Below are 21,057 nucleotides of genomic sequence, written 5' to 3'. Positions count from 1 at the left end.
ATAAGAGCCTGACTTGGGTACATAACCTGATCAGGCTTTATTTTTATCTACCGTCCCATAACCTCACAGCTAAACCACCCGATCTTTCCGTTTTCCGCTCTGTAGAAGCAAATAAGGCAGCCTTAGTCGCATATAAGTGCAAGGTTTTACGTGCTCGGGTAATCCCCGTATACAAAAGCTCTCGCGTCAGCAAAGGACTGTCGTCCGGCGGTAAAATAAACGCGACCGTATCAAACTCAGAGCCTTGGCTTTTATGTACAGTCATCGCAAACACAGTTTGATGCTCAGGCAAGCGACTTGGAAGCACACTACGTAGCTCGCCATCCAATTCAAACCACACTTTTAGCTTTCCGCTATCATCGGCAAGTACAATCCCGATATCACCATTAAACAATTTCAGTGCAGGATCGTTGCGGGTGATCATAATCGGTCGACCAGCAAACCAGGTATCAGAGCCTTTAATATAGCCCCTGCTGCGAAGCTCTTGCTGAATACGCTCATTCAGACCAGCTACCCCATAAACACCTTCACGCCGCGCGCACAGCAGCTGAAATTCACCTAAACGATCCAACAAGTGTTTGGGTGAAGCCTCTGGATTAACATGACTAAACAGTTCACTGTAAAAAGAAACAACCAGATTGATCATCTCTTCGTAACTGTCACGAGTCAGGTAATGATTATTGAGATCTTCAAAACCCTTAGCCATCACTCGCTTAACATGCTCAACAGTGCCCGAATTAACCGCTTTCGCCATATAGCCGATGCCACTTTTATCATCAAAGCGATAGCTTTTACGTAGAAGCGCCAAACAATCTGAAAAAGATTGAACTGAACCGGACGATTCGGCCTGCGGAAATGCACCTAACTGAGTTAATACCTGTTGTTGATTAGCACTGTAATCCAATTCTCCCGGCCAACTACAGATATCGCCTAAAACATTCCCCGCTTCTACCGACGCTAGCTGGTCTCTATCCCCAAGCAATATTAGTCGTGCGTGATCAGGCAGCGCATCCAATAGACGCGCCATCATAGGCAGATCAACCATCGATGCTTCATCCAACACCAACAGGTCTAAGTGCAACGGGTTATCCCCGTGGTAACGAAAACCTATCTGATTCGGAATAACACCCAATAAACGATGAAGTGTGCTGGCTTCCGAAGGCACCAGATCAGCAAGTTCGGCAGGTAATGCTAGTTTCTGTTTTGCTGAGTTAATCGATTCAGCTAGGCGCGCTGCGGCCTTACCCGTAGGGGCAGCCAAGCGGATATTGATATCTACGCCCCTAGCCTGCATTTGCTGAATATACAGAACCAACAGTTTAATAACCGTTGTGGTTTTACCTGTACCCGGACCACCGCTGATTACCGAGAAACGCTTCTGAATCGCGACCGCTGCCGCTACCTTCTGCCAGTCGATCTCTTCGTCTTGTTTTGGGAAAAGTTGTGCAAGATGATTGCCCAACAAAGGTAGATCCACATCAACAGGCACAGTACGTTTACTTAACTGTTGGGCGACTTGGATCTCATATTGCCAGTATCGATGAAGATAGAAACGCCCCTGATCTAAAACCAGTAGCGCACTTTCTAGCGATCCATTAGTCCCCACCATCAACAGACGAGCGTCAGGTTTTAGTGCCTTCCAATCGATAGACTCGACTAAAGCCACTATCTCTTCAGACCAATAGCCTTTTGGTGAGATCAACCTCTCTAAAGGCAGACACACGTTACCCGAGGCCAACTCAAAGCTAACCAAAGCGGCAAGTAGCGGTAATGCTGAATCATCAGGCTTTTGTTCAGCAACGAACGCTGCAAGTTGATAATCGACAGAACGAATGATCGCTTCTTGCGACCACTGTTTCAGCTGGGGTAGGTATGCATTAGACATCAACAACCTCCCCGGCAAACATTAGATCCAACTTCTCAATCAATTCGATATCCGGTTTATCATGGAACACCCCATTGGAGCTTTCACCGTCCATCCCACGGAGGAACAAGTAATAAACGCCGCCAAAATGCCGTTCATAATCGTAATCAGGTATACGTTGCTTCAGTAATCGATGCACCGCGAGGGTATAGAGCAGATATTGCAGATCGTAGCGATGATCAATCATCGATTCTTGTATCGCCTCTTGGGTGTAACAGGAAGCCTCATAACCTAGGTGGTTAGATTTGTAATCCAAGACATAGTACTTCTCGCCATCACGGAAGAGCAGATCAATAAAGCCTTTTAAAAGGCCTCTTAAAGGCTCAAAAGCGAGCGGTTTAGCCTTAGCCGCTAGAGGATCGTAGCGACGAATCAACGACTCTAATCGCCCTACCGTGATGTGTTCTGCACTGAGCATAAACTCCATCTCCACCAGCCGGTCTTCGTCGTTGATCTGGTTTAAGCGCAGCCCTTGCCCATTAAGATCCGTTGCGAGGACATCTACTATCAGCTTTTCGATCACAAGCTGCCAACGCTCTTCGTAGCCTGCTACCTGTAGCTGATCTTGAAGTTGATTGCGGTACTCATCCGATTCCTGCATGACCTGCTGATATCGCGCGAAGCTGATCTCTTCAAAGACGCTATGCAGGAAGGTGCCGGCATTGGCGCCTCTAGGAAAGGTAAAGATATTGTCTTCGTCAGGAATAACCTCTTCGACCTGTTCCTGCCCTTCTGCAGCCACTTCCAGATCCAACCCTGGAAGTTCAGGTATATGACTAGCCTGATGTTTACTCAGTGCGGAATAACTACTGACACGCCAATCGCGATCGATTTTACGCTCAAAATTACGTGCTTCTAGCTGCGCCGCTTTCTCTTCCTCAACCGCAAATAGATCTTTCTGAGAGCCATAATTTGGCGGCGCTAAGACTTGGATAGCAGCGTGCTGCTCGAGAGTTTGTAAGGCTTCATCCAACTCACCCCCCGATTGCAGGAGAAGATATCCCAAGGCGCTATCAATCAATCGGGACTTCTTACTATTACCGATCTTGATATGACTGATACCGATATAGCAGCTATAAACCGCTCGGGTTAGAGCCACATAGAGTAGTCGTAGCTCCTCAGCCAGACGTTCTTTATCCGCTTCTTCCAGCGCTTCCGGTTCAGCTTTAAGATCTAAAACGGCTTCGCCTGATTCATCATGATAAAAAGCACTTTTCTGCTCTTTAAAACGGCAAGCAAAAGGCAAGAATACCACTGGATATTCCAACCCCTTCGATTTATGCACGGTCACAATAGTGACCAGATTTCGCTCACTTTCTAAGCGTAAAATCTGCTCGTCACCACCACCAGAAGGCTGTGAAATCTGTTCGTTAAACCAACGAATCAATCCAGCTATGCCCTCTCTTTCAGCGCTCGCTTGTTGCAGTAGTTCTGCCAGGTGCAGCATGTTTGTTAAACGACGCTCACCGGATACCTGTTCAAGCGTCATTGCAGCTAGATTACGCTGATGAATCAGTCGACTTAACATAGGCAACACGCCTAAGCGCAGCCATATATCACGATAATCACTAAACTCAGTGATCACCTTCTCCCAACCTAATTCATCGTGATTCAGTCGATCGAGATCATGCATATCGAGCTGCATAAATTCTGTTGCCAATGCAGCTTTCAGCGCCCGATCATTTATCGGATTTTCAATTGCCGTTAACAGCAAAGAGAGTTCGATCGCTTCTTTAGATTTAAAAACGGAATCTTTGTTACTCAAGTAAACACAAGGGTGCTCATAGACAGCTAAAGCCCTGCGAATCTCTTCTGCTTCAAAACGATCTCGAACCAGCACAGCAATATCCGAGCCTTGTAATTTGCGATCTCCGATCAGCGTATCACCAGACAATAAGCGGTCTATTTCTGAAGCCGTAGCTTGAGCATAAGTCGCTAAGTATTGCGCATTATTTAGCGGCTCATCACTTTCTTGATGCCATAAGGTTAAAGCGGGAGGCTCGACGTTTTGAATTTTTAAGCGTTTAACACCTTTATCCGCTGCTTTAACAGGGATAAATGGAATATCTTCATCGTAGATAAAAGCAGAGTCCGCAGATTGGAAAAGATGATTTACCCCTTCAACCATCGGCGTGGTCGAACGCCAATTAGTCTCTAAGGTAAATGTCTGCGGTACTTGGCGACGAGCCTGAATATAAGTAAAGATGTCGGCACCACGAAAGGCATAGATCGCCTGTTTCGGGTCACCAATCATGATTAAAGCATGTCGATTTACATCTTTGTATAGCGTTGAAAAAATACCGTACTGCAGTGGGTCTGTATCTTGGAACTCATCAATCATTGCGACCGGAAACTGATCACAAATAGCACCGGCTAAGCTTTCACCACTATTGCTGTATAACGCTTGATGCAGGTCGATCAGCAAGTCATCAAAGGTTTGCACCTGATACTGCTTTTTAGCTCGGGCTAAACGGAGTCGAACCTCTTTCAATGCACGACTCAACAGTATCTCTTTAACCGGAACCGCTCCCTCTAACAGGGTTTCTAACTGCTCAAACAGATGATGCTGCGGATATTCAGCACCTTCTGGCGTTTTCTCTTGCAACACTGAAGAGGTGAATTTCTGCAGTGTTGTAACTAGCTTCTTATTCGGCTCCAGTTGTTCTGATGCCGCATAATCATCGATCTGGGCAATCCATTTAGGGAGATTTGCTTTGGTATAACTGCGCTTGTTTACCCCTGAGCTTTGAACCAGCGCAACCAGATCATCTTCATTCTGTAGCCATGCTTGCTTGAACTCATTCAGCGCGTCTAACCTTGCCTCATAAGCCTCGGCTAGATCTTGATCCGATAAATCCGGTGTTACCCGAACACTGCGGCTCAATAAACCACGTATTTCCATCATCAGTGATTCGGGGTTCGACCAATACTGCATCACCAAACTACTAAGCGGTCCTGATAATGGATAGATGGTATTGCGCCAGAAATCGATCGCAGCACTTCGAATCAGGCTCTGATCGTCTTGGGTCAGTTCACTCTCAAATAACGAACCGCTTTCAAACGCATGTTGTTTAAGCATCCGCTGACAGAAACCATGGATGGTAAAAATCGCCGCTTCATCCATCTGCCGAATCGCTTGTTCTAGCAGTTTGATCGCCTGTTCATGATCCGCTGTATCTTGCTTTAGCTGATCTAAAAACGGATCACTGACATATGGTAACAGAAAAGCATTTCGCGCATCGACTATTCGACTGCGGATACGGTCTCGAAGCTCCTCTGTCGCAGCCTCGGTAAAGGTCACAACTAAGATCTGATCAGGTCCTAACGGCTTATCACTGATATCCCCTTGGCCTAACAACAAACGCAGATACAAGGCTGTGATCGTGTAGGTCTTACCGGTACCAGCACTGGCTTCTATGAGCTGCTGTCCTTTCAGAGGAAAAGTAAACGGCTCTAGCGGAAGTACACTAGTCATCTTTGCCCTCCTCTACATAGGCTAGTAGCGGCTCGTACACGGCTTCCGCCAAAGGAACAAACTGTTCGGTGTATTGATTAAAATCGGGGAATGCCCGACGCGCATAAGGATCGTCTAAAACCCCGATGCTAAAACTGTCTCCGTAGAAACGTTTTTCTAAGCTTTGCAAAGCCTTATCGGGATCTTTAGCTCGTTGCACAAAATAATCATGGGCCAATGAAGCATCAAACGCTTGTGGCATCGTCATCCCCTGCTGATAAAACTCCACCAGCTCGGTTAACAAACGACGCGCTTCTGTAGATTCAACTTGGCGATAGAACGCCTTACCGGACAAACCGCGGTAGATCGTGTTTTTGCGCGCGCCCAGTACACACAGAACAAGATGCTCGACCCAGGTAGATAAGCGATCCCGCGCATTGACTTGCGCCGGTCTATAGCGCAACAAATGATCTGGATAGCAATGGTCAATCCAGCCTTGTAAACGTACACCATCCAGATCCAAATTTACTTCAACTCGCTCAGGGGTGCCTTCACATAGAGGTCGAATCTTCTCTGCAAGCTCTTCGCAGTCATGACGTATTTTTTGCAGTGTTAACTCACCCGCCTGAGCAACCGGAAGAATACCCTCAGCTAATACCGTTTGATCCAGTTGATCCAGCGACTGCTCTGCCAACGCCGTATCTAGATAACGCTGCTTAATGAGATAAGATTCCAGATTATCCAGCGCGAACGGCTCTTCGTCTTGTGCTTCGATCTCGCTCTGACTGAAATACACTTTCAACCGCTGATTGAAGAAACTGCGACACGGGCTCTTCAAAAAGCGAATCAGATCGGAGAGTTCTAATTCGGCTAGCGTTTCGTTTTCCAACGGCTGATTAATAAATTTCAGTAGAGGTTTAGTATCAGCCCCAGCAGCGGGTAACCATTGAGCGGCATAACTAAACAACTGCGAGTGCTCAGCAAAGTAGTGCGGGCTAAAAGCAACTAACGGGTGCTGCTGGATCAACGACTGCCTCAGTTTTTGACCACTATCGGTATATGGCAGGCTGGCATCAGCAGCATAGGTATAACCCTGTTCAATGTAATCGAGTAATTCACTGACCAAGACAGAAGGTATTATAGGATTATTATCGCGAATAGAACGCCCAACAAAACTGATATAGAGCTGCTCTTGGGCTGATAGCATCGCTTCCAAGAAGAGATAACGGTCATCGTCTCTACGGGAACGATCGCCTCTGCGCGGATAGTCGGTCATCAAATCAAAACCTACCGGAGGAATACTCCGCGGGTACGCGCCATCATTCATGCCAAGCAAGCAAACCACTTTAAAAGGGATCGAACGCATCGGCATCAAGGTACAGAAGTTAACCGCACCAATCATAAAGCGTTGGGATGAGCGCTGTTGGTTCATCCCGTTCAACAGATAATCGGTAATTACTAAAGAGGATAACGGCTGATTAAATTCAGCATCTGATAGCTGTTCTTGCAGATTTTGTAGCGTCTGACGAATTGAGTTCAAAGCGATCTCATCTTGCTCATCGGCAAGATAAAACGCTTCCAACAATTGGTTAATCACCGCAACCCATTCATCTAAACAGAGCGACTGGCTGAAGTAGGTTTTCGCCTCTTCCAACAGATCAATAAAATCAGCGAGCTTGCCGAGTAGCTCAGCTTCGAGCCCCTCCACTTCTGTGTATGGCGCTACCTCTTGCCAATAAGCCGTTTGTTCGCCTAATGCATAACCTGCGAGCATACGGCGCAAGCCAAAGCGCCAACTGTTTTGCTCAAACAGCGGCAGTTCCCAGACACTGCGTTGTTCAGCATCCAGTCCCCAACGAATATTTACTTGATCAACCCAATAACGAAGACGTAGGAAGCTATCATCATCCAAACCAAATCGACGCAAGATCGCAGGTACTTCCAGTAACTCTAAAACATCAGATACGGTAAAGCGGCTGCTATTTAACTTGAGCACTTTCTCAAAGCTAAGTAACAGAGGATTTTCCTGACGATTGCTGCGATCCGATATAGAAAATGGTATGTAGCGCTCAGAAGGTGCATTGGAGAAAACCGCCTCGATATAAGGTGCGTAAGCTGCCACATCCGGCATCATCACAATAATATCGCGGGGTTTTAGCTCGGGATCTTCCTCAAATTTGGCTAACAGCTGATCGTGTAAAACCTCAACTTCACGCAGCGGGCTATGGCAGCTATGCAGCACTATTGAGCGATCGCTCTCATCAACGCTATGTTTTGTTTCGCTATGACTTGGATCTTCAGGGAATGAGGTCGGATTATCTAAATCCAAAATGTCCTGCTGAATGCTGTTCAGCAAACAGTGCCTTTCCGGTTCAGCAAAAGCATCGATCTCTTCAACCGCGTTATCTTGCAGTTGGTAGATATAATCACGCCCCAACTTACCCATAGACGCCAAAAGCGGGTTTCCTTGTGCATACTCGCTCATCTCTAGCTCGGGTTTGCCAAACCAGCGACGGTTAACTCGCGCGATCTGAGCCGCATCTAGAATATCACCCCAATAGTAGCGACAAGGGTTCATAATCATAAGATGCACATCAACTTGCTCACCTAAGGCTTGTAGCGCTTGGATATAATTTTGCGGTAGCGCTGATATACCAAAGACAAACAGGCGTGGCGGTAACTGTTTCAGGTTAGAGCGTTGACGAAGCAGTTTTACAAAATCGCCAAACATATTGGCCCTATGCCAATGAGATTGCTCTAAGGACAGGGTGTAATCGGTCAATGCTCGCCATAGGACTGGCTGCCAGCTATGACGGGCAGCGGCTAGATTTCCGCCTTGTTCCCAATCAGCGATCCAATCGGGACGATACACCAAATATTGGTCGAAGATATCAGCAATTTTATTGCACAACTGATAGAGGCGATAATCCTCTTCATCATCAGCCAAATAGGTTTGTAACGGGTGGAATTCAGGTTGAGTCAGCAGATCGGGTAACACCAACATCAACTTCCAAGCCATGGCTTCCTTAGTAAAGGCAGAGCGCTCTGGCACATCATCTAAAACGTTGGAAAAGCTTTTCCACAAAAACGATGCCGGCAGAGGAAAATCGATGGATGCAGCGATCCCAGATGCCTGTGCTAACTCGAGCTTGAGCCACTGCGCCATACCTGGGCTTTGCACCAGAATTTGCTCAGAGATAAAGGGATCCGCGATCGGGTCGCGTCGAATTAATTCAACTAAGAGATCCTTAAGGACCAATATCGAGTTGGAGTGATAAACCTGAAACATCCGTGCCCTGATGCAGTAAAAATTGCTCACCAACGAGGGTTGGTAATTAGAGCTATCTACTTTACTGAACTGGACTTTTAATGTCAGTTACTAATTATTGTGGAACGCTAAGATTAACTCGAATAAACAAGGTAGTAGAACAGCCATCAGCCGCTGCTTTGAGGGTTATCTTCTTCAGCTGGTGCGGGCAAACTTGCAAAGCCTTCTTCCTCGGACCAATAGTCTCGGCCCTGCTCTACTCGAACAACCCCTTTAAAGCGTTGTTTCAAATAGTCGACCGCTTCTGGCAAGGTGTCCAAATCACACAAAATTACGCCACCACGATCATTATCTGTAGAAAAAAGAAAACTCTTCATACTGCCTCCAAGTTACGGAGGCAGATGATTACATAGAGAAGCGGTTGTGAAAAGCTAAACTGTGACAATACAGTTTTTACCCTGCTCTTTTGCTTTATAAAGCGCATTATCTGCACGCTGCATCAAGCTCTGTACACTATCACCCACGGTATAAGCGGTAACGCCCGTACTAACGCTACAACGAATGGTTTCACCATCCGGTAAGATAAACTGATAGTTCTGTAAACTTTCACGCACCCTTTCTGCCACCGTTTCGGCGCCATCGACATCGGTTGATGGCAACAAGATGGCAAATTCTTCTCCACCATAGCGATACCCGCTATCAAGCGTACGTAAGGAAGAACGCACCAAAGCGCCAAAGGTTTCGAGCACCTTATCACCCATCAAGTGACCATGGGAGTCATTGAGCTTTTTAAAATCATCCAGATCGAAAAAGCACAAGGTAAACCCGTGATGGTAACGGCGGGCAGTTTCTAACGCGTTTTCCATCTGATCATAAAAATGTCGTGAGTTATGAAGACCGGTCAAACTATCGGTAATACTCAACTCTTTGTATATACGCTCTCGTTCTAGCAACTCAAACTCAGCTTTCTTTCGTCCACTGATGTTTTGGAAAGTTTCAATAGCGCCGATGAGCTCGCCATCTGAATCGACAATACTGGAGGCGGTAAACTGCAACCACTCACCATCAGCACCGCAGTCTGGAAAAAAATCTTCAGCCTCAAACGCACCTTCGATCAATTCAGAACGCTGACACTTATTCATATAATAATGCTTAACATCCTCATCTCTGCCGCCTTCAAGGATCAAGTCAGCTAGACAAGGACGCGCTGAGGAATAAAACGGTCGCCACTGATCCTTGGTACCAATCATTTCCTCTCTACTAAGACCACTAATGGCTTCAAGAGCAGAGTTCCAATAAATAATCCTGTGGTCTTTATCAAGCACAAAGGTTGGCAGGACAATGCGATCAAACACTTGAATTAACATCGATTGATCTGTCATATCAACGATTGCCATGGGCGGGATACCTGCTTGCGGAACTACGTTTTCCTTCATAAATGTTACTGCGCCTAACCATCTCACTAAAACAAACAGTCAAAGGTATGACCAATATTTCAATTGGTAATACCACTACTCTATATCCTTAAGTAACTTAAATATAGTCAACTATTCGATTTTATGAAGGAATATTAAAAAACAAATTAAAACAAGAAGCTGGATCAACAATGGAAGCGGTTGTTGGAAAAAGTTTGCAATTTAGATTTGGGAATGAGTTACTCAATTCTTTCCCAAAAACTTACAGGTTCACACTGTTCAAATAGCTGCCCTTGCTTGAAACATAAGGTGTTCCCCGGATTTATAGGAATAGCTTCGTCGCCCAATAAAGACTGAGAAGCGACAATAACACCGGTCACAAGATCATCTGAAGAAAGCTCTAGATCTACCCTATAATTCAAACAAAGCTCTCTAAATGAAAAGCTCTGATAAGCCAAAGGTTCAAGATCAGTTTCGTTACCAGAATAGGCAAAAAGAAACTCGCCGTCCCAATGAATAAAGTGGTGACCGCTTAACCGGTTTAAGCGTCCGGCATAATCAGCCATTAAGGCTAATTTCATCTCAGCATCGGGTCGCCCCTCGCTCCAGAGCTTGCGCATCCGCTCCTGCAACAAGCTAAATGCTCGCTCTTGAGGACTACAACTCAGTGGCCACTGATCCCCCACAGGAAATCGATCACCATCTTCAATGCCGGGTAACTCCCCTACTTGGGAAAATAAACAGGGCAAACCACGCTGCGCTCGTGAATAAGGTTGTATCTCTACGGCCTCAAGGGGTAATTCAGGATAAAACGCTGCAGACCATACCTCAGTTTCTTCGGGGTTTTCTGCAAGATAATCTGCAAGCCCCAACGCCCTGTTATTATCCATAGCAGTAAATCGCTGTAAGTTAGATTCACATACAGTAGTGATGCCTAAAGCCTGTATTTCAGGGAGATTTGTCAATCTCACTTTAACTGGCGATGAGGTCACGATAGATAAAAATTGTGGCGACTTCATATTCCTTCCTTAGGTAGCAGCCACTGGTTCAGAATGAGAGCGGCCTATAAAGAAAATAACCGCTACTGCCCAAAGGATCAAAGGTAAAACAATCCAATTCATCGCCTGCCACCCTAATACGGCTTCCATCCAACCGGCAGACATTGCGGAAACTGTCACCATACTAAACACTAAAAACTCATTCGCTGCTTGAGATTTAGCTTTCTCGGCAGGTCTATAAGTTGTGGTAACCAGTTGAGTTGCGCCGATAAACATAAAGTTCCAGCCAATCCCTAAACACACCAATGCCGTCCAAAAATGCCATTCAGATACACCCATCAAGTTAATGCCAATGCAGGCCAACATAAATACAGCACCAGCATACATAACAGGATTAAGGCCGAATCGTGCGATCAAACTGCCGGTAAAGAACGACGGTACAAACATACCTAACACGTGCCACTCGATAACATGAGCGGCTTGAGCAAAGGTAAAGCCACAACGGGCCATTGCTAATGGCGTTGCTGTCATCAGCAGGTTCATCACCACATAACCCACCATCGCCACAACAACGGCAACGATAAAGGTGGGTTGCCTAACAATCGTCAACAACGGACGTGCCGTTGCAGTATCCTCAGTGGCAACCTCTTTTGGAATATGAGTAAAAAAAAGCAAACACAGTGCAATAACGTAAAGGCCTAATAATCCAACAAAAGCGCCAGCGAACTCAGCTTCCCCTAAGAGATCCTGACTGTAGATAGCCAACTGCGGCCCTATAACGGCAGCCACAACACCACCGGCCATGACTAAGGAGATAGCTTTACTTTTCGACTGACCATCGCACACCTCAACCGCCGCAAAACGGTACAAGGTACCAAAGCCAATGCCTATCCCCAAAAGGAATGTACCAAACGAGAAGAGATAAAACTGCTCCCCTTGCAGGGCAAGAATACACAATGCCGCACCCAAGATGCCGATCGAATTCCCTAAGTAGAATCCATTTTTTCGGCCTATACGGCGCATAATCAGAGAGGCAGGGATCGTCGCTAGCATCAAACCAATAAACTGGGTCGCCACCGGAAAGGTCGTCATTGAAGGACTTGCAGCTAGGTTCTGACCAATCAGAGCCACCACCGAGACTAAAAGTATATTTCCGGTGGTTAATAAGGCTTGGCAACCGGAGAGCAAGAAAACATTCAGATTCATGAATTAATATCCTTTGATGCTTGATCACAAGTCACAGAACCAAAACGATCCCGATACTCACTTGGGTTAATACCTAAACGACGAATAAACACTCTACGAAGATTGTCAGCGGATACTAGTCCACTCTGTTCCGCTACTCGTTGTAGATTCAATGCGCCGCTTTCTAATAACTGCCGAGCCAAACTTAAGCGGCTGTTTTCGATATAAGTGGCAGGCGATTGTGCAACCTCACTTTTAAACAGACGAAACAGATGCCGCTCACTGACCCAGCAATGCTCGGCCAATATGGCGAGATTAAGCTCTGCATTTAGATGCTGTTCGATATAAGCAACTGCCTTAGCAACAGGCCCTGTGGTTTTTAATTGAGCTTCTAGCTGAGTGCTAAATTGCGCCTGACCACCGGGGCGTTTCATAAACACCACCAGCTCTCGTGCAACCGCCATCGCAATCTCATGACCTAAGTCCTCCTCAACTAGGGCCAAAGCCAGATCAATGCCAGAAGTCACACCCGCCGAGGTATACAGATCGCCCTGTTTAATCCAGATCGCATCGGAGTTAACACGTGTATCAGGGAACTCTTCGGCTAACAAATCACAACACTGCCAGTGAGATACGGCTTCTTTATCCGCCAACAAACCGGCTTCTGCCAAGAGGAAAGCACCACTGCAGACCGAGCCAATTCGTCGAACAGTCTTAGCCTGCTCCTGTATCCAGTTAATCAGCTCCTGATTTTGCCGCTGTAGATCGACTCCACGTCCACCGGCAAACAGCAACGTATCTATATCCGTAGCATCGAAATAGCACTGATCAGGAACCAAGCGCATCCCCGAATTGGTCACTATAGGCTCTTGAGATAACCCAAGGATTTTAATCTGATAGAAATCTTGCCCTAATGCCCGATTAGCCGATGCAAATACCTGCAATGGCCCGGTGACATCGAGAATTTGGCAATCAGCATAGCCAAGAACGGCAATAGTTTTCACGTAATACTCCCACGGCTCTTAAACCTAAGTTTTTAACCTGTGATAGCAGTATTACGCGAAACCCAAATGTCATCAATGACACATATCCGACAATTTCGGACATGCATCATTAAGCAATGGAAAGATTAGAGAGATAGAACGTCGATCTTCTGAGGATTAAACGTCTGCACCGCTTCTTCTGTCGGCGCGTTATCCGGACGCATAGAAGTATCACTGTTTGGATCAATACCGTGAGGGAAACCGTGCTTTAAGCCTTTAAAGTCAAACAGTTCAGTATCAGCCAAGTGTGAAGGCACAACGTGCTGTAAAGATCGGAACATGGTTTCGATACGACCAGGGAAGTTTTTATCCCAAGTTTGCAGCATCTCTTTGATCACCTGACGTTGCAGGTTTTCCTGAGAACCACACAAGTTACAAGGGATGATTGGGAAACCACGTAGCTCAGCAAAGGCAGCGATATCTTTTTCGCGCGCATAAGCTAACGGACGGATAACCATGTTCTTACCATCATCCGAAACCAGTTTTGGTGGCATAGATTTAAGCTTGCCGCCGTAGAACATGTTTAGGAACAAGGTCTCAAGAATATCATCACGGTGATGGCCTAGTGCGATTTTGTTAGCGCCGATCTCTTCAGCGAAACCGTACAGAGAACCACGACGTAAACGCGAGCATAGTGCACAGGTCGTTTTACCTTCAGGCACCACCTCTTTAACAACGGAGTACGTGTCACGCTCTAAGATATGGAAAGGTACACCGATCGATTCCAAATAAGCAGGCAAAACATGCTCAGGGAAGCCCGGCTGTTTCTGGTCCAGATTCACCGCCACCAGCTCAAAATTGATTGGGGCACTGCGCTGCAGATTCATCAGGATATCCAGCATCGCGTAAGAATCTTTACCGCCAGACAGGCAGACCATAACCTTGTCGCCATCTTCGATCATATTGAAGTCTTCAATCGCGCGACCCATCTCACGGCGCAGACGCTTCTGCAGCTTGTTCATACGGGTTTTCTGCTTCTTCTGCTCTGCAGCAGCTTCGGCGTCAGTTAGTTGAGGATCTTCAATTGATGAGGTGTTGCTAGTAGTCATGGTCTTCAGCTCTATTTCGGAGCGCAGATTATACACTAGATGATCTTAAGAAGTCCTACACCTTCACGCTTGCTCGGCTAAGATGCGGTGATACACTAAACTGAACGTTCATCGGTAAATGGATTCTTTGGAGCAAGTAATGCTTAAGCTGATCAAAAGACTGGTTTTCTCGGCAACTCTGCTAGCAAGCAGCACTGTTTTTGCTAACCCGATTCTATCTTTTGAGATGGAGGGGGATTTTGATAATAACCACACAGAGATCAGCCAAGCTCTAGAAGAGAGCCGTTTTTATGTCATCTTCGAGCCCAATATCGGCCGCTCTTTGACTCACTATAAAGACCGCTGGGGTGCTGAGTACAACAAACACGGTTATGAAGAGATCCGCAGCTTAGTCTTCTGTAATCCTTGGTACGCTAACCATGTGATTAACAAAGATCCTGATATGGGCGCGCTCTGCCCTCTTTCTATCACTCTGCAACACAAAAACGATATCACCTATATCAAGTTCCTACGCCCAAGCCAGATCAATCCAGAAAGCCCAGCTCAGGACCTTCTGATTGAACTTGAAGAGGATATCGTTAAAGCATTGAAGTCGGTTATCGAGCAATAAACATTAATAACGATCAAGGCTGAACCCAGTTGATCTCTTGAGCAGTTTTTTCGCCAACTAAAACCTGCTCAAGATTCTCCGGCATCTCTGCTGTGGTTGATGTCCTTGGAATTCGGCCACCCATCACCTCCGCATAAGCTTGCGGCAATAACGGCTCTAATTCAGGATCTGCATAACCATCGGGCCAGATCGGCTGGTTATTGCTGAGATCGTATTTATCGGTCGCCCCTAAGGTGTGCAGTACCTCATGTATGGTCACAAAGTTATTCTGTGCTTGATAATCGACGCTGGCAAAACCATTCACCACACCGATCATCCCTTTCTGCAAACCTAAGGAATGTTCCAGTACTTGATGAGTCTTAGGCGAATGCAGCTTCAAATAGACTTTGATATCAGGCGTTGAGCCAGTCCAACTATCGTTTTGCCAAGCCCAATAACGCAGATTTAAACTCCATAAGACACTATCTAACATGCTCGGGTTGTGTGGCGGTTTTGGAGGGTGTTCGATCAAAGGAGGAGCAAGATAAACTTCGAGCGGTGTTTCTAGGGGGAGATCGTAATGACGCGCTTCTCGCGCCATAAAATGCTCGATATCGTCGAAATGGCCTTCTAATAAGGCATCAACATAGAGTTGAGTATCAGCGCCTTGATCGGCATTAATCGGATAGATCACCACCCAAAGTGGCCGATCCCAATCGGTAGAGCGTAGCTGTGATAGCCAAGCATTCATCGCCACCACGATCAACGCCAGGATCAGAATAATTAACCGTAGCCAACCCCATGTACTTCGTTGCGATTTAGCCACTAATCCCACGAACGGCCCCTCCCATTAATCCCTTAAATCAAGCCCACAATAATCAAATATCGGATCGCTTTTCCCAAAGTGATCATCAGTACACTAAGCCAAAAATTGGTTTTTAACCAGCCAGCAACCAAACAAAGCGGATCGCCGATTAGCGGAACCCAAGACATTAACAAAGCCACAGGGCCATATTGAGTGAGCCATCGTTGCGCTTGCTGTTGTCTAGGTGATGATAGTGCGCGTAAAGGATAGTAATGGGCAATTCCCCAGCCCATTAAGAAAGTCACAATACCGCCCAAGGCATTGCCCGATGTCACTGCAGCCCAAAGGCTCCACGGATTATGAACATCTTGGGATAACTGCCAAGCCAGAAGAACTTCGGAACCGCCGGGTAACAAGGTAGCCGATATAAAACCGCTGATGAATAAAGCTGAGAGACTCAGATCTTCGCTCACGCGGATTCCAGCCCAGCCTTAATACAACGAAGAATCCCAACTTCATAGACGCCAGCCAACGCTTCGCTCACAGGCTTTAACGCTTGGCCAAACTCCTGCTGACACTCCAGCATCACCTGCTCGATATGACTGAACTCTTTCTCAGGAAGATCGACCACATCCTTAACCGCCAACTCGCCTTTCTGGATCGCTTGGGCTAAGTGGCCATATATCGCATTAACCGATAGATGCTGTTGCCTAGAGACTTGATCAACCGTCATGCCACTGCGATACAGCACAACCGATTCCATCGCTTGAGTCGCGACATTATCGGCTTTGTGCTGATCCTCGAACTCTTCAATCGCCTGAATAAAGTCAGCACCGTAAAGGTCCAGTTTGCGTTCGCCCACACCGTTCAAGCGTTTGAACTGATCTGAGGTTTGCGGGCGATACATCACCATTTCCATCAGCGTTGCATCGTGGAAGATCACATAAGGCGGTACATCCTGCTCATCAGACAAGCGTTTACGCACCGCTTTAAGCTCATTCCATAGCGCATAATCTTCAGCTTCCAGCTGGCTCTGCGGTACTTGGTTTTTACGGTAAGGTGTATGCTGACGCTGGTCTTTACGCAGTTGGATTTTGGTTTCGCCGCGTAAAAGCGGACGGCACTTATCGGTTAGGTGCAAAACACCATGCTGATCGACATTCACACCCAACAATCCACGAGCCACCAGCTGACGGAAAACAGAGCGCCACTGGTTCTTATCCAGTTCTTTGCCTATGCCCCAAGTAGAAAGCTTTTCATGGGCGAAGTTTTTGGTTTTCTCATTCGATTTCCCCATCAGGATATCGACCACATGATTCACACCAAAACTCTGCCCAGAACGGTAAACCGCCGATAAGGCTTTACGTGCCGCTTCAGTGCCATCCCAAACAGGAACAGGCTCTAAACAGGTATCGCAATTGCCACAAGGCTGATGATCTTTCTCACCAAAGTAACTTAAAAGCACCTGACGACGGCAGCTCGTGATCTCACACAATCCAAGCATCGCTTCTAGCTTCTGGCGCTCAACTACCTTCTGCTCTGCTGGCGCTTGCGAGCCTTCCAACATCTGACGCAGGAACATCACATCCTGCAAGCCATAAACCATCCAAGCATCGGCAGGTAATCCATCACGGCCCGCACGACCAGTTTCCTGATAATACGCTTCAATGCTTTTTGGCAGATCCAAGTGAGCCACATAGCGCACGTTCGGCTTATCAATTCCCATACCAAAGGCAACGGTCGCCACCATGATGATATTTTCTTCAGTCAAAAAGCGATGCTGATTATGACTTCGAAGGTCTGCCGCGAGTCCCGCATGATAAGGCAGCGCATTAAAGCCCTGTTCGCATAACCAAGCGGCAGTATCTTCTACCCGCTTGCGAGAAAGGCAGTAAACAATACCGGAGTCTTTTGGGTGTTCATCTTTGAGGAACTTTAACAGCTGCTTTTTAGCGCTGTCTTTCTGCCCGATGCGATAACGAATATTTGGGCGGTCAAAACCTTGGATAAACTCTGCAGGATTGGTCAGCGCTAATCGTTCAACAATCTCTTGCTGAGTGCGCTCATCCGCAGTTGCCGTTAACGCAATACGCGGCACACCAACGAATAACTGAGCCAACTGACTTAGCTGCAAATATTCTGGTCTAAAATCATGCCCCCACTGTGATACACAGTGCGCTTCATCGATAGCAAAGAGTGCAATTGGGCAGGACTGAAGCAGAGAGAGCGTGCGCGGCTGAAGTAGTCGTTCCGGCGCAATATAGAGTAGATCAAAGCCACCGGATCTTAACTGATGCTCGGTTTCATTGATCAAAGAGAAATCCATGCTCGAATTCAAGCACCCTGCACGAATACCCCATTGCGACAGCGCAGTGACCTGATCTTGCATCAACGCGATCAGCGGCGAGATAACAATAGCCGTGCCCTGCCTCATCAACGCAGGTAGCTGATAACAGAGTGATTTACCACCACCTGTAGGCACAACCACCAAGGCATCTTGGCCATTTACCAGGGTATCTATAACTTCGGCTTGGGGCTCTCGGAACTGATCGTAACCGAAAACCTCTTTGAGGATCTGTAACGCGCTTGAATTCATGGCTGGATTATCCAGAAAGCGCGTGCCTTTGTCACTGACAACCGTATTGAATTGAGCAGTTAAAAAATACTGCTAAATCTGACCAAGCAAGTTAAAATCAGCGGCATAACCTTTTAGGAATATATTCATGACTCTCACTTCAGCGAATGCACTTACCGATTCAGAACTGGATCTACTGGACGACTTCCTTTATTCCGATGCTGTTTCAGAAGATTGCCTTGATCTTATCGGCGTTCACGGCTTGTTTAGCGCGCTAAATATCAGCCCTACTCCTCTTGATGAATCCACGTGGATGGAACTGGTTTTTGATCAGACGCCAAACTGGGAATCAGAAGCGCAAGAAGCTGAGATCATGGGCCTACTAAAACGCCTATACAGCACGATTGGCGGTCAGCTATACAGCGACGGTGAAATCGAACTACCGTGCGAACTGTCTCTAGACGCTGAAGAAGATGAAGATATCTCACCTCTAGCGTGGTGGTCACAAGCCTTTATGGAAGGTGTGTTCACTCAGGAAGAGGAATGGTTCGGTAGCAAGAAGCAGGAAGAAGTAGCTGAGATGCTACTACCAGTAATGGTTGCATCTGAACTGTTTGAAGAAGATGACATCAACAAGATTCGTGAAGATGAGAAACTATGTGCAGAGATGTGCGCGCAGATTCCGGAACTTCTGATCGATCTGTACCTATACTTCCACGCACCAGATAAGTAAGTTCGCTTTCTATACGCTTACTTAAGCTAGCCTAGTTCACGAACTAGGCTAGTTATCTCGCCTTTCAATACAGCCTGTCGTTAAACCTTAAGCTGATTATTGCGATCACGCGATCTGCGGATCAACTCATCTCCAGACGCTTTCGGGCCTAACTTAGCAATACGATCATAAAGCACAACATTCACCGTTGCGGCTAAGTTCATGCAACCAACAGTCGGAATGTAGATCACATCTTCACACCAAGCCACGACCTCTTTATCGATCGAGCGATCTTCAGGGCCAAAGATATAATAAGCATTTTCTGGGTGCTCGTAGTCGATCAAGGAAGTCGCACCTTCCACCAGCTCAATCGCAACCGGTCTAGCACCTTTTGGAATCGACGCTTTAAAGCATTCAATATGATCTAGCGGGATACGCTCCAGCATATTGCGGGTATCTGTCTGCAGTCGCTTATTTTGTTCCTGCGCTTTGTTAAAACGATTACCCGTGTAGGTAACAGATTGCACGTTGTAGCAACCCGCGGCACGCATGATCGCCCCAACATTCTCAGGGCTTTTGGGATCAGTTAAACCTATATGGGCTTGATGACTATCAGACATATTTATACTGCTTTCTTAATAGTGCGCTAAAAAGCAGGGATTCTATAGTATTTCGGCCAGTGAGAACACGTAAAACAAGGCTCGGAAGCACAACCGAGCACCTGTTTTTCTACTACTTTTCAGGTTAACCAAAGTGCGCAAGCCAACGCTCAGCCAGATCTCGCCTTTCCGGCGTAGGTAACTGATCCAATCCGGCTGGCAAAGATTGGCTACGAATATAGTTAATCGCCTTAATCACCTCTCCTTGTACAAGGTAGATATAAGGGCCAACCTCAGCGTTATGGATAAAGTTAATCGCATTACCCCGATTGCCCAAGTAAAAGTACTGGCCCAAACGCTCGTACCGCGCAATATGCTGGGTTTCCTGACTCACCGAGAAATTGGTATCAGCACGGCTGAGCTCCAACTCATCATCAGAGGAAGTTACCGAAAAGATAAATGCGCCGTTTTTGATGCGGTTAAAATCATGATTATTCAGCGATTGATTGCCCGTCGCGCAAAAGATCACATCACTACTCTGCAAGGCATCCTCTTTATTGATCAGATCAAAACCACGCGATCTCGCCTCGATCGCACGAATCGGATCGATCTCAACCACCTTGGTATTAATATTCTTTTCATGCAGCGCCTTAGCAATGGAGCGGCCGATCTTGCCATAACCAAACACCACCGCATTACCACCATTCATAATTTGGTGGCATTCACGCATCAAAGCCTCAGCGGAATACACAATCGATTGGCCGGTCAGATAATCTTCGGGACTTTTTAGTGGGCTACGGGCAACCGATAATACCGGTACCGGCAGTTGCTCATGCTCAAGATAACGTTGTAAGCCATTTTCAGTGACCTCTACCACGCCCAGCAGATTGGCTTTTAATCGATCAGGCAATTGCGACAACGCCGAGGCAAAATAGCCACCAATATCGACTAAGATCATATCCCCTTCTGGGATATATTCATTCAAAATTGCTGATATGACCTCGACGGAACTGATCTGAGAGCGCTTTTTAATCACCACCTGAAACCGTTGTTCTACCTGTTCTAGTGTTGAGCGGCTTATACTTTTTGGCTTTGGTAACACCATTTTTACACAGCAAAATTGCTCCAACGCATCCAAAAAAACTGGTGGAGTATCAAGTAGATGGGTGACAACAACCAGTTTTAGTGTGTCATCTTGGGCTGGACAGATATCCTCAAAAAAATGCCGAGCTTTCATAAATAAAGGGGTCATCATTCTCTCCTAAGTATGTTGATCCCTCTGTGTAAATTATCGGAGCGCCAATCTCAAACAATTGTTTAATTTAAACGTATGTTTTATTCTTTTATCCTTACTTAAGACATTACGAATATTTTATTCGTAGCCGCCCCTAAAAAGGCTTTTGAACGATATTGCTCACTCAATAGAAGTTTGATCAAAATG

16 protein-coding genes are annotated in these 21,057 nt (G+C 46.5%); 2 read left to right on the top strand and 14 right to left on the bottom strand.

Annotated elements, in window-relative coordinates:
* Nucleotides 1-43: 43 nt before the first annotated feature.
* From recD to ttcA, 9 genes are all read right to left on the bottom strand, one after another.
* A complete protein-coding gene (gene recD, locus ACMXYX_RS05690) occupies nt 44-1,885 on the bottom strand; it encodes an exodeoxyribonuclease V subunit alpha (protein ID WP_415906620.1) in 1,842 nt (613 codons plus the stop codon).
* Nucleotides 1,878-5,399 carry an exodeoxyribonuclease V subunit beta gene (recB, locus tag ACMXYX_RS05685; RefSeq protein WP_415906619.1) on the bottom strand — a complete coding sequence of 1,174 codons (3,522 nt, stop codon included), beginning with the start codon at nt 5,397-5,399 and terminating at the stop codon, nt 1,878-1,880. Before recB ends, recD begins: the two co-directional genes overlap by 8 nt.
* The gene (gene recC / locus ACMXYX_RS05680) at nt 5,392-8,667 is read right to left on the bottom strand and encodes an exodeoxyribonuclease V subunit gamma (protein ID WP_415906618.1); all 3,276 of its coding nucleotides are present in this window, start codon (nt 8,665-8,667) and stop codon (nt 5,392-5,394) included. Before recC ends, recB begins: the two co-directional genes overlap by 8 nt.
* Nucleotides 8,668-8,813: 146 nt before the next feature.
* Entirely contained in the window at nt 8,814-9,023 is a 210-nt protein-coding gene (locus ACMXYX_RS05675) for a hypothetical protein (protein WP_415897875.1), read from the bottom strand.
* Nucleotides 9,024-9,077: 54 nt separating this feature from the next.
* A complete protein-coding gene (locus ACMXYX_RS05670) occupies nt 9,078-10,082 on the bottom strand; it encodes a diguanylate cyclase (RefSeq protein WP_415897874.1) in 1,005 nt (334 codons plus the stop codon).
* 218 nt (nt 10,083-10,300) lie between these two features.
* Nucleotides 10,301-11,080 carry a class II glutamine amidotransferase gene (locus tag ACMXYX_RS05665; RefSeq protein ID WP_415897873.1) on the bottom strand — a complete coding sequence of 260 codons (780 nt, stop codon included), beginning with the start codon at nt 11,078-11,080 and terminating at the stop codon, nt 10,301-10,303.
* Nucleotides 11,081-11,089: 9 nt separating this feature from the next.
* Nucleotides 11,090-12,265, bottom strand: a complete 1,176-nt coding sequence (locus ACMXYX_RS05660; protein ID WP_415897872.1) for an MFS transporter — start codon at nt 12,263-12,265, stop codon at nt 11,090-11,092.
* Nucleotides 12,262-13,248 (bottom strand): GlxA family transcriptional regulator, encoded by a 987-nt coding sequence (locus ACMXYX_RS05655; RefSeq protein WP_415897871.1) that lies wholly within the window; start codon nt 13,246-13,248, stop codon nt 12,262-12,264. Before ACMXYX_RS05655 ends, ACMXYX_RS05660 begins: the two co-directional genes overlap by 4 nt.
* Nucleotides 13,249-13,373: 125 nt before the next feature.
* A complete protein-coding gene (gene ttcA / locus ACMXYX_RS05650) occupies nt 13,374-14,249 on the bottom strand; it encodes a tRNA 2-thiocytidine(32) synthetase TtcA (protein ID WP_415898231.1) in 876 nt (291 codons plus the stop codon).
* 226 nt (nt 14,250-14,475) lie between these two features.
* Here ttcA and ACMXYX_RS05645 point away from each other — a divergent pair, with 226 nt between their 5' ends.
* Nucleotides 14,476-14,946, top strand: coding sequence for a DUF302 domain-containing protein (locus tag ACMXYX_RS05645; protein ID WP_415897870.1), 471 nt, complete (start codon nt 14,476-14,478; stop codon nt 14,944-14,946).
* A 13-nt stretch (nt 14,947-14,959) separates the two neighbouring features.
* Here the strand turns inward: ACMXYX_RS05645 and ACMXYX_RS05640 are convergent, their stop codons facing one another.
* The 3 genes from ACMXYX_RS05640 to recQ are packed head-to-tail and all read right to left on the bottom strand — an operon-like array spanning nt 14,960 to nt 18,326.
* Nucleotides 14,960-15,760, bottom strand: coding sequence for a hypothetical protein (locus tag ACMXYX_RS05640; RefSeq protein ID WP_415897869.1), 801 nt, complete (start codon nt 15,758-15,760; stop codon nt 14,960-14,962).
* Nucleotides 15,761-15,783: 23 nt separating this feature from the next.
* The gene (locus ACMXYX_RS05635) at nt 15,784-16,203 is read right to left on the bottom strand and encodes a YqaA family protein (RefSeq protein WP_415897868.1); all 420 of its coding nucleotides are present in this window, start codon (nt 16,201-16,203) and stop codon (nt 15,784-15,786) included.
* Complete coding sequence (gene recQ / locus ACMXYX_RS05630; protein WP_415897867.1) at nt 16,200-18,326, bottom strand: DNA helicase RecQ; 2,127 nt, start codon at nt 18,324-18,326, stop codon at nt 16,200-16,202. The genes ACMXYX_RS05635 and recQ overlap by 4 nt, the downstream gene beginning before the upstream one ends.
* Before the next feature lie 127 nt (nt 18,327-18,453).
* Here recQ and ACMXYX_RS05625 point away from each other — a divergent pair, with 127 nt between their 5' ends.
* The gene (locus tag ACMXYX_RS05625) at nt 18,454-19,038 is read left to right on the top strand and encodes a YecA family protein (RefSeq protein WP_415881720.1); all 585 of its coding nucleotides are present in this window, start codon (nt 18,454-18,456) and stop codon (nt 19,036-19,038) included.
* 80 nt (nt 19,039-19,118) lie between these two features.
* Here the strand turns inward: ACMXYX_RS05625 and ACMXYX_RS05620 are convergent, their stop codons facing one another.
* Together ACMXYX_RS05620 and ACMXYX_RS05615 are read right to left on the bottom strand one after the other, a co-directional pair.
* Nucleotides 19,119-19,637, bottom strand: a complete 519-nt coding sequence (locus ACMXYX_RS05620) for an RNA methyltransferase (RefSeq protein ID WP_415897866.1) — start codon at nt 19,635-19,637, stop codon at nt 19,119-19,121.
* 124 nt (nt 19,638-19,761) lie between these two features.
* A complete protein-coding gene (locus tag ACMXYX_RS05615) occupies nt 19,762-20,871 on the bottom strand; it encodes an adenosylhomocysteinase (RefSeq protein ID WP_415897865.1) in 1,110 nt (369 codons plus the stop codon).
* Nucleotides 20,872-21,057 lie beyond the last annotated feature (186 nt).

The organism is Neptuniibacter sp. QD72_48, from assembly GCF_047778065.1.
Classification (GTDB): domain Bacteria; phylum Pseudomonadota; class Gammaproteobacteria; order Pseudomonadales; family Balneatricaceae; genus Neptuniibacter.
The sequence above is the reverse complement of the archived record's forward strand: the minus strand, read 5'-3'. Positions and strand labels throughout refer to the sequence as shown.

What these genes read in the sequence shown, in the direction of transcription:
- recD (WP_415906620.1), bottom strand. Translation starts at nt 1,885, where the DNA reads ATGTCTAATGCATACCTACCCCAGCTGAAACAGTGGTCGCAAGAAGCG.
- recB (WP_415906619.1), bottom strand. Translation starts at nt 5,399, where the DNA reads ATGACTAGTGTACTTCCGCTAGAGCCGTTTACTTTTCCTCTGAAAGGA.
- recC (WP_415906618.1), bottom strand. Translation starts at nt 8,667, where the DNA reads ATGTTTCAGGTTTATCACTCCAACTCGATATTGGTCCTTAAGGATCTC.
- ACMXYX_RS05675 (WP_415897875.1), bottom strand. Translation starts at nt 9,023, where the DNA reads ATGAAGAGTTTTCTTTTTTCTACAGATAATGATCGTGGTGGCGTAATT.
- ACMXYX_RS05670 (WP_415897874.1), bottom strand. Translation starts at nt 10,082, where the DNA reads ATGAAGGAAAACGTAGTTCCGCAAGCAGGTATCCCGCCCATGGCAATC.
- ACMXYX_RS05665 (WP_415897873.1), bottom strand. Translation starts at nt 11,080, where the DNA reads ATGAAGTCGCCACAATTTTTATCTATCGTGACCTCATCGCCAGTTAAA.
- ACMXYX_RS05660 (WP_415897872.1), bottom strand. Translation starts at nt 12,265, where the DNA reads ATGAATCTGAATGTTTTCTTGCTCTCCGGTTGCCAAGCCTTATTAACC.
- ttcA (WP_415898231.1), bottom strand. Translation starts at nt 14,249, where the DNA reads ATGAACAAGCTGCAGAAGCGTCTGCGCCGTGAGATGGGTCGCGCGATT.
- ACMXYX_RS05645 (WP_415897870.1), top strand. Translation starts at nt 14,476, where the DNA reads ATGCTTAAGCTGATCAAAAGACTGGTTTTCTCGGCAACTCTGCTAGCA.
- recQ (WP_415897867.1), bottom strand. Translation starts at nt 18,326, where the DNA reads ATGAATTCAAGCGCGTTACAGATCCTCAAAGAGGTTTTCGGTTACGAT.
- ACMXYX_RS05625 (WP_415881720.1), top strand. Translation starts at nt 18,454, where the DNA reads ATGACTCTCACTTCAGCGAATGCACTTACCGATTCAGAACTGGATCTA.
- ACMXYX_RS05620 (WP_415897866.1), bottom strand. Translation starts at nt 19,637, where the DNA reads ATGTCTGATAGTCATCAAGCCCATATAGGTTTAACTGATCCCAAAAGC.
- ACMXYX_RS05615 (WP_415897865.1), bottom strand. Translation starts at nt 20,871, where the DNA reads ATGATGACCCCTTTATTTATGAAAGCTCGGCATTTTTTTGAGGATATC.